Here is a 252-nt window from a genome sequence, read left to right on the forward strand (position 1 = left end):
GCCGCCGTGCCGCACACCCGGCTGATTGACCGCAATCTTGTAGGGGCCTGCAGAAATGCCCTCAGCGGGATTGTCCTTTCCGCCATTGGGCTGAATGACAAGATGATAGTCAGCCATCAGATAAGGGAAATCGGCGTCGGACACCGCCAATGAGATGATGACATCGTTACCCGCCGCCTTGATTCCGGTGATATTCTTGAGAATACCAAATGCTCCCGATTTAGAGCCTGCACTTGCATGGCGCTCAAGCGT

The 252-nt window shown here is 54.8% G+C and carries 1 protein-coding gene; it reads right to left on the reverse strand.

Annotated elements, in window-relative coordinates; all coding sequences use genetic code 11:
• On the reverse strand, positions 1 to 252 hold a 252-nt coding region (locus AC0MA3_RS26625), incomplete at both ends, for a hypothetical protein (protein WP_474658366.1).

This window comes from Paenibacillus sp. LS-5 (assembly GCF_056121505.1).